General features: G+C 43.6%; 6 protein-coding genes. 2 read left to right on the forward strand and 4 right to left on the reverse strand.

The annotated features are described in order from the left end of the window. Positions 1 to 46 precede the first annotated feature (46 nt). Positions 47 to 2,689 (reverse strand): tetratricopeptide repeat protein, encoded by a 2,643-nt coding sequence (locus CDG79_RS07250; RefSeq protein ID WP_094341538.1) that lies wholly within the window; start codon positions 2,687 to 2,689, stop codon positions 47 to 49. Positions 2,690 to 2,823: 134 nt separating this feature from the next. Here CDG79_RS07250 and CDG79_RS07255 point away from each other — a divergent pair, with 134 nt between their 5' ends. Beyond that, on the forward strand, positions 2,824 to 3,084 hold the full coding sequence (locus CDG79_RS07255) for a hypothetical protein (RefSeq protein ID WP_094341539.1): 261 nt from the start codon (positions 2,824 to 2,826) through the stop codon (positions 3,082 to 3,084). A 536-nt stretch (positions 3,085 to 3,620) separates the two neighbouring features. Here CDG79_RS07255 and CDG79_RS07260 read toward each other — a convergent pair. The 3 genes from CDG79_RS07260 to nfi all read right to left on the reverse strand — a co-directional run bounded on the left by CDG79_RS07260 (position 3,621) and on the right by nfi (position 7,110). Then, positions 3,621 to 5,579 (reverse strand): FHA domain-containing protein, encoded by a 1,959-nt coding sequence (locus tag CDG79_RS07260; RefSeq protein ID WP_094341540.1) that lies wholly within the window; start codon positions 5,577 to 5,579, stop codon positions 3,621 to 3,623. 218 nt (positions 5,580 to 5,797) lie between these two features. Next, entirely contained in the window at positions 5,798 to 6,337 is a 540-nt protein-coding gene (locus CDG79_RS07265; protein WP_094341541.1) for an FHA domain-containing protein, read from the reverse strand. Positions 6,338 to 6,444: 107 nt separating this feature from the next. Beyond that, positions 6,445 to 7,110: a deoxyribonuclease V gene (gene nfi, locus CDG79_RS07270; RefSeq protein WP_094341542.1), complete on the reverse strand. Its 666-nt coding sequence runs from the start codon at positions 7,108 to 7,110 to the stop codon at positions 6,445 to 6,447. 233 nt (positions 7,111 to 7,343) lie between these two features. Between nfi and CDG79_RS07275 the strand changes: the two genes are divergently transcribed. Beyond that, a partial coding sequence (locus tag CDG79_RS07275; protein WP_094341543.1) for a hypothetical protein occupies positions 7,344 to 7,822 on the forward strand: 479 nt, incomplete at its 3' end.

A 7,822-nucleotide genomic window follows, 5' to 3' on the forward strand; every position in this document is an offset into this window, starting at 1 on the left:
CTACAACTGTTGTGTGGCATCAATTTTGTGAGAAAGGGTGCGATCGTTAGCGATATATTTCTGCTAAAAATATTGCATAATTTTCCCAAACCCTTATTGTATCGGGATGATCTACATCTAAAGTCTGCTTACAAATTGCCAAAGCTTGCTGAAACAGCAATTCGGCTTCGTTATAGCGTCCTGTAGAATAATAGAGTGTGGCGAGATTGTTCAGGCTAATGGCAATATCGGGATGATTGTCTCCCAGTAAACGTTTGCTCAGTTCCAAAGCTTGCTGAAACAGGGGTTCGGCTTCGCTGTAACGTCCTGTATAACCGTAGAGTTCTGCGAGATTATTCAGGCTATTAGCGACATGAGGATGGTTGTCTCCCAGGAAGCGTTTGCTCAGTTCCAAAGCTTGCTGAAACAGGAGTTCAGCTTTGCTATAGCGTCCTGTAAAACGGTAGAGTAATGCGAGATTGTTCAGGCTAGTGGCAATATGGGGATGGTTGTCTCCCAGTAAACGTTTTCTCAGTTCCAAAGCTTGCTGAAACAGGGGTTCGGCTTCGCTGTAGCGTCCTGTAGAACGGTAGAGTTCTGCAAGATTGTTCAAGCTATTGGCAACATTGGGATGGTTGTCTCCCAGTAAACGTTTGCTTAGTTCCAAAGCTTGCTGAAACAAGGGTTCAGCTTTGCTGTAGCGTCCTGTAGAACGGTAGAGTTCTGCGAGATTGTTCAAGCTATTGGCAACATTGGGATGGTTGTCTCCCAGTAAGCGTTTTCTCAGTTCCAAAGCTTGCTGAAATAGGGATTCAGCTTCGTTGTAGCGTCCTGTAGAACGGTAGAGTACTGCGAGATTGTTCAGGCTATTGGCAATATGGGGATGGTTGCCTCCCAGTAAACGTTTACTCAGTTCCAAAGCTTGCTGAAACAGGGTTTCGGCTTCGCTGTAGCGTCCTGTAGATTCGTAAAGTCCTGCGAGATTGTTCAGACTAGTAGCAACATCAAGATGGTTGTCTCCCAGTAAGCGTTTGCTCAGTTCCAAAGCTCGCTGATACAGGGATTCAGCTTTGCTGTAGCGTCCTGTAGAAACGTAAAGTACTGCGAGATTGTTCAGGCTAGTAACGACATCAGGATGTTCTAAACCAAGACGATTTTCAGTGACCTCTACACATAGTTTGTACCAAGGTTCTGCTTGCTGATAAAGTCCTTGACCGTTATAAAACCGACTTAAGCCTGTTAAAGGCCAAGTAAAATCCTCGTCACTGAGGTATTGGGATAGGTGAGTTGCAACTTCTGCAAGGTGGGGAATATGTGGAGTGAGGTTGAAAATATCTTCACGGTTAGGCTGTTGAGGAATTTGCTTTGCCACCTCTAGCATCTGCGCTGTAAAGTTGGTTTTCACCTTATCCGCCTCACTTGACTCATCCAACTTCATTTGGAAAAATTGCCGAATCAGTGGATGTAGACGATAAATTCCTTTACTTTGGCGTTGTATTAAATGCAGTTTCCGCAACTCAGCTATAGCTTTCTCCCAGAGTTCCTGTGTTTCTTCATCTTTTATCATCTCAACAGAAAAAGGAATATCAGCCAAAGCATACAAACTTAGCCAACAGCCAACAAAGCGTGCATTTTCATCCAATTTTTCCCAACTCAATGCAAAAGCTTCAGCCACACCATATTCATAACGCATCAATGGGTTAGCTTTGGCGATTGCTTCGTGTTCCAGCCGCTTTTTTTCTAGCCGCTTCAGCAGTTTTTCCAGAGACAAATCTGGCATTGTATCCAGATATCGCCCCACTAACTCTAACGCCAAAGGCAAATATCCCAAGAATTTATAAATTTCTCTCGCAACCCAAGGTTCGCTTTTAATTCGTTCTCTATCAACCAGCAATTTTAATAATTTCATCGCCGCCAATGGTTTGAGAACGCCCAAAGGTAATTGCGGCAAAGTTCTATCAAACCCCAGGCGCGTTGTCAGCAATACTTTAAACCGGGGTGATTCTGGGGGTAGATAAGGCTGAACCTGTTTTTTGTAGTCGGTGACATCATCAAACACCAGCAGCACTTCACCTTTTTCCCAATTCTGCCAGCAGTACTTCAGCCTATCTGCTAATTCCCAATCGTCCGGTGCAATGAGTTTAAATTTCAATTGGGCAAACCTGAGAATCTGAATTCCGACATCTATTCCCTGTGCTGATAACCAGCAAACCCCACCTTGATAATTCTGCAAATGCTGTTTGGCGTATTGGGTAGCAAGTTCAGTTTTGCCTACTCCACCCATACCCGCCACAGCTACAATCGCAACTTGCCGAGATGTCTGTAATTGCTGGTGCAGTTTTTCTAGTTCCGCCTCACGTCCCACAAATCTTTCTAATGGAACAGCAGGGGGAATATTTTCATAATTTTGTTTAATTGTGGGGTGGGCATCTTGCCCGCCATTATATTTGTTTGTCAGGCAAGCCCGTAACTTTTCCAGCTTACCCCGACTATTAGAAGTGGCTAATTCAGGACAACTCTTGGCGAAGCTATCATAAACCTCAGTCATCCGCTTTTTCAACGCAGCCGCACCAATGTTTAATTCACTGGCAAGTTTTGCCTCACTCTTTCCTGAGTTTCCAGTCTTCAAACGCTCTACAAAAGCTGCCGTTTGCTCTGGGGATAACCTATTAGTAGCAGCTTCATTGGCTAGAAAATCAGCCCATTGCATAGACAGCTTGTGAGATTTCTTCTCGATTCTACTTAATTTCTACCTTCTCTCTACTTTGTCTCCATGTCTAGGGAATCTCCTCTTCTTCTGGCAGAAATACGATTTGCATAGAAACATTTAGAAGAGGTTTAGCCATGAAAACTGCCTTAACAACTCCAGTCAACTCCAATCAAACCACCCAAACTTCGCAATTAATCCCCGCCTCGCCAACATCAGTGGAGAATCCATCTACTTGGATGCGAAACGGAGACAGCCCTACTGAAATTATTCTCGCGGCGGCAATTTTAACTTCATTGTCCATTGGGGGAATTGCCTCTGTGATTGTGGCGATTACAGGTTTAGTTAAAACTTTAGTGCCTGTAATGGTAAGTCCAACAAGGGAAAAAAAGAAGTAGTAAACTTAGAGCCAAGGCGAATGGAATTCGCGGCTACACAAACAGAGCTTACCTCCGTGGGCTAATACAAAATCAAGCTTTTTTAACCCGCGCAGGCGGGTTTTGCCTGTATAGACGCGGTTTCTAACCCCCGATTTCACTCATAATATCAGAGAGCAAGAATTGTGCATAAGCGTAGCCCGTCGTAGAAATCGTCACTTGAGCCTTTTATCCTCAACGTTGCACCTTTTAGCCTCGACATTGAGCCTTTTAACCTCGACGTTGCACCTTTTATCCTCAACGTTGCACCTTTTAGCCTCGACGTTGAGCCTTTTATCCTCAACGTTGAGCCTTTTATCCTCGACGTTGCACCTTTTATCCTCAACGTTGAGCCTTTTAGCCTCGACGTTGCACCTTTTATCCTCAACGTTGAGCCTTTTAGCCTCGACGTTGCACCTTTTATCCTCGAAGTTGCACCTTTTATCCTCGACGTTGGGATTTGCTACTCAAAACAGCCAGATAAATACTCTATTTCTACTGCCTCCTGCCTCCTTAAACTAAGGTGATTGATTTAACACCCACTTCAACCACTGCCTAAAGGAACTTATAGTGTTCAAACGATGAACTCCAGGCGCACGGGTGGCGGCGAGTCCATCAACGGCGACTAATGCAGCATATTGCAAGCCCAAAAAACTATCAACTGCGGCATAAGGGCCACCTAAAGTAATAGCCCCAGCAGCATACATTTGACCTTTGCCACTACGCATTTCTACTAATTCAAAATTGTTCGCTACAGTCAATCTTCCCAAGTGATTCACTGGGAGATTGTAATTTTTCACCAAATCTGCTATTAGAGGATTGGCATCTACCTTAGCGTCCAGTCCAGTAGCATCAACAATAAAATCAGCTAGCAATTTTATTTCCCCAAAGCTTTGTTCTCGGATATGGGTAATAGTCCGGTTTTGGGCATCTCGTTCTACATCCAAAACCTCTCCGAAGGTAATTTGATACCAGCCTTCGCTGATGCCTTGGGCAGTAATTTGCTGCCAGTCCCGACGGTCGGCGGTGGTAGTTCCACCCCAGTCTGCTAATAAACGTTTGCGTTCATCGGGGGTGGCTTTTTCTAACATTGCCCGGAGTTCGCCACCCCAACAGGCTTTCGGCCAGTTAAAGGGTTGAAATTCGTAATGATTTTTGACTAGGCGCTGGGTATTTTGAAATTTGTTACCTTGAGGTTTAGGCGATCGCATTAAATGCAAAACTGCAATATTCCGATTTCGCTTTCTGGCTTCATAAATGCGTTGAATAATCCGCGAAGCCACAATTCCCCGCCCACGAATCAATACCGTACCACCTTGTCGTTCTAGTTGCTCATAAACATGATCGTGGGCTTCATAAGCATTGACGACAGATTTAAAATCTTGATATTTTTCTCTATAAGCTTGCAAATCAGGAAGAAACTGAATTGCTGGATATCCAGTAGCTAAATGTAAATAACGACTAACTAAAAAAGCATAATCTCCTGGGGCGCGAGAATAGGCTACGCAATATCTGCCATCATCAGTTTTGCGAATTGCCCTAACTCGTCCATAGCGATAAATTTGATTCCAACCAATACGCTTCGCCTCCCTGTCTATGGAATCAAAGACGTTACCCGCACGGGGTGTATAAGTTTCGGCAAATGTTGGTTCTGCAAACACTTGCCACAAATACTTAAATGCTGAATTTATCTGTCCCTTAGTGCAATCGTGCCAAGCCTCACGCAAGGCATAACTAGGCCAGCCCCAAATATTATCAGGACAAGAGTCAGAATTCGATCGCAGTCTTTCATATAAGGGAATTTGCGAATTCAAACAAAGGCGTTTGTAACGAGCATAAGGTTCCGCCTCTAATCCCAAAGCTACAATCTTGTCAGGACGCACACCACTAAGCCGCAGCAAATCAGCCCAAACAAAGCTACCCAATCCCGCCCCGATCGCTAGATAATCAGATTCATCTACTGATAGTCCTGTAGCATAAAGCGCTTGCACAGTGACGTTTTCCGCCTGAAACGCCAGTGGCGGGAAATTACTTGCCAAGGGCGTTAGCGGCTGGGCTACAGGCAACCTGGGGTCTGGAAGATTGGTATTTACGTTGAAGTGAATCGTTGAAGGGGGGCTAGTATCTGGTGCAGAGGCGCTAGCAGCAAAGGTAACAGTGATTAGATAGGGGCCAATTTGCAACGTATCGCCATTAGCCAAAACACTGCGCGTTTGTGGTTGGCCATTGACATACACACCGTTAACGCTGCCTTGGTCAATGACTACCAGATGGTCTTGTTCCCAGTCAATTAGGGCATGGTAGCGAGAAACTTCACTGCTGTTAAGCAGCATCCGAGAAACGCGCACTCCCCTAAGTTCAGCAGGTAAGCGAGGGAATTCTCGACCAAAAGCGATCGGCATATTCAACCTTGGTTCTCGCCGTTCTCCCGTCGCTGGTTCTTCCCAACTTAATTGGATTTGTAAGTCATTTGTCATTGGTCATTTGTCATTTGTCATTTGTCATTTGTCATTTGTCATTTGTCATTTGTCATTTGTCATTTGTCATTTGTCATTTGTCATTTGTCATTTGTCATTTGTCATTTGTCATTTGTCATTTGTCATTTGTCATTGGTCGTTTGTCATTTGTCATTGGTCGTTTGTCATTGGTCGTTTGTCATTGGACATGATTATTTTCCTTGTCCCCTTCATATTCCCTAACTACCCGGTGCTACCAAGACACTCACAGCCGCAGCCAAAGATGTCCCACACCAATGACAGCCAATTTGTAGATTTTCTCCTGGGGAAACTTTATGACATTTGGGACATTTTAAGCCATAAACTCCTGGCGGTGTTGGTGAATGATGGTGATGTCCGATATGGACTGGTGGATGGGGTGGCATCAAAACTGTTGCTGGGATGCTACCTGTGGAAATGCTAGAAACGTTGAGTTGTATTTGTCCCAAAGAGATACTAGTGCCATCAGTTAAAGGCATTTCACCTTGAACTAATTGCCGTCCATCGATCAGAGGGGGATTTTGCGATCGCAAATTCCTAATATAAAAGCGCTGTTGCTGGTGATGAAAAAATATTTCAACGTGCAAACCAGAGACAGTGGGGTGACTCAAAACAATATCGCACCGGAGGGGGTCGCGACCAATGCGGATAGTGCCAAGATTTTTACTTGGCTGTTGTTCGTAAATGTTCTGAGTTTTATTTTGGCCTGAATCGTGCCAGTGTAAAGTTAGTGCGTTCATTGTTCTAACTTCGTAAATGGTATTTAGCTACTTCAACTTTCTTCTGTGCGATTCCTAACACGATTGCGTAGGTGTAAGCAAGTATTTAGAAAAAACTTCAACAAGCTTTATTTTCCCGACGCTAGTTTATCAGCGATGCGTGTAGTTTCTGGCAGCCGATATTTTGGCGTGCAGCGTAATACATAGTCAATTGCTGTTGGTAAACTAATTCGATGACCGCAAGAAATGTACAGAGGTTTTACCCCTGTGCGCGATCGCAAAACAACCCCAACGGTTTCACCGTTATATATCAGTGGTTGCGTGCTGCCTTTGGCTTCAGGCAATTCCTCATACTTACCTACCAATCTGGACTTGGCTACACCAATTGTTGGCATATCTATCAGTAACCCTAAATGGCAAGCTATACCTAATCTACGAGGATGAGCAATTCCTTGACCATCACACAAAATGATATCTGGTATTGTTGTAATCTTTTCTAGGGCATCAAGGACAGCTGGTATTTCCCGAAACGAGAGGAACCCAGGAACATAAGGGAAGGTCGTAGGACGGTGTGCTAGGCTTGTCTCAATTACTTGCAAATCAGGAAAACTCAGTACTGCCACAGCTGCACGGCTAATGGTTCCATCCGCTTCAAAACCCATATCCACTCCAGCAACATACTGGATCGGTTCTCGTAGTTTGTCTTCAGTAATTACTCGATCTCGCAGCTTTTCTTGGATAACTATGGCTTCCTCTAGCGTTGAGGGCCAAGCACGATCTTGATAAATCTTCATATTTAAAATTGGAATTAAACTGATTAATATTAATCCTGTTAATTGGGCTAGGGCAAAACAGATGTTGAACCAGGGAAAATATCTTTTTTACAAAGGTATGTGAAAGACTATCTTTATACTAAATATTTTAACCCAAGCTAGTTGATATTTTGCATCATAATGTTACTTAAGGCTGGGAAGAGGGAATCCTAAGAATATAAGTTTATTTTCCTAGATTTTCCCTTTTAGTGGTTATGACACAGCCAAATATTCTGGAACTTGCAAAACAGGGAGATGTAGAAGCGATCGCATCTCTGATGAACCGCCACCTACACCCCAAAGGGATCGCTGCAAAAGTTGCCTTTCAAGATGCTTGGTTAGAGGTAACGCTAGAATCTGCCCAAGTACCAAATCAGCAAATTTTAGTTGCATTTATCCGCAAAGGTTTAACTGGTTTAGGGGCTGCATCTATTGAAAGCGTGAAAATTTACGGACAACAAACGGGTAAAAAGTTTCCAGCTTGGACTAAAGAGTTTAATCTAGGTATAGTAGAAGATGAACTAGAAGAAGTAGATAATGAAAATTATTCCAGCAATCCTCAAACTCTGACTATTTCTATTAACTTAAGTGGCGATACTGCACGGGGATTAACAAACCAAGATTTTGAATTTATTGCTAACCAAATAAGCGCCGATATTTTATCATCTTGTACTGACGTTTTTATTCAGAAAGT

It is taken from the genome of Nostoc sp. 'Peltigera membranacea cyanobiont' 232 (assembly GCF_002245985.1).
Taxonomy (GTDB): domain Bacteria; phylum Cyanobacteriota; class Cyanobacteriia; order Cyanobacteriales; family Nostocaceae; genus Nostoc.

Coding starts and splice junctions, on each gene's coding strand:
- CDG79_RS07250 (WP_094341538.1), bottom strand. CDS start 2,689: ATGCAATGGGCTGATTTTCTAGCCAATGAAGCTGCTACTAATAGGTTA.
- CDG79_RS07255 (WP_094341539.1), top strand. CDS start 2,824: ATGAAAACTGCCTTAACAACTCCAGTCAACTCCAATCAAACCACCCAA.
- nfi (WP_094341542.1), bottom strand. CDS start 7,110: ATGAAGATTTATCAAGATCGTGCTTGGCCCTCAACGCTAGAGGAAGCC.
- CDG79_RS07260 (WP_094341540.1), bottom strand. CDS start 5,579: ATGACAAATGACTTACAAATCCAATTAAGTTGGGAAGAACCAGCGACG.
- CDG79_RS07265 (WP_094341541.1), bottom strand. CDS start 6,337: ATGAACGCACTAACTTTACACTGGCACGATTCAGGCCAAAATAAAACT.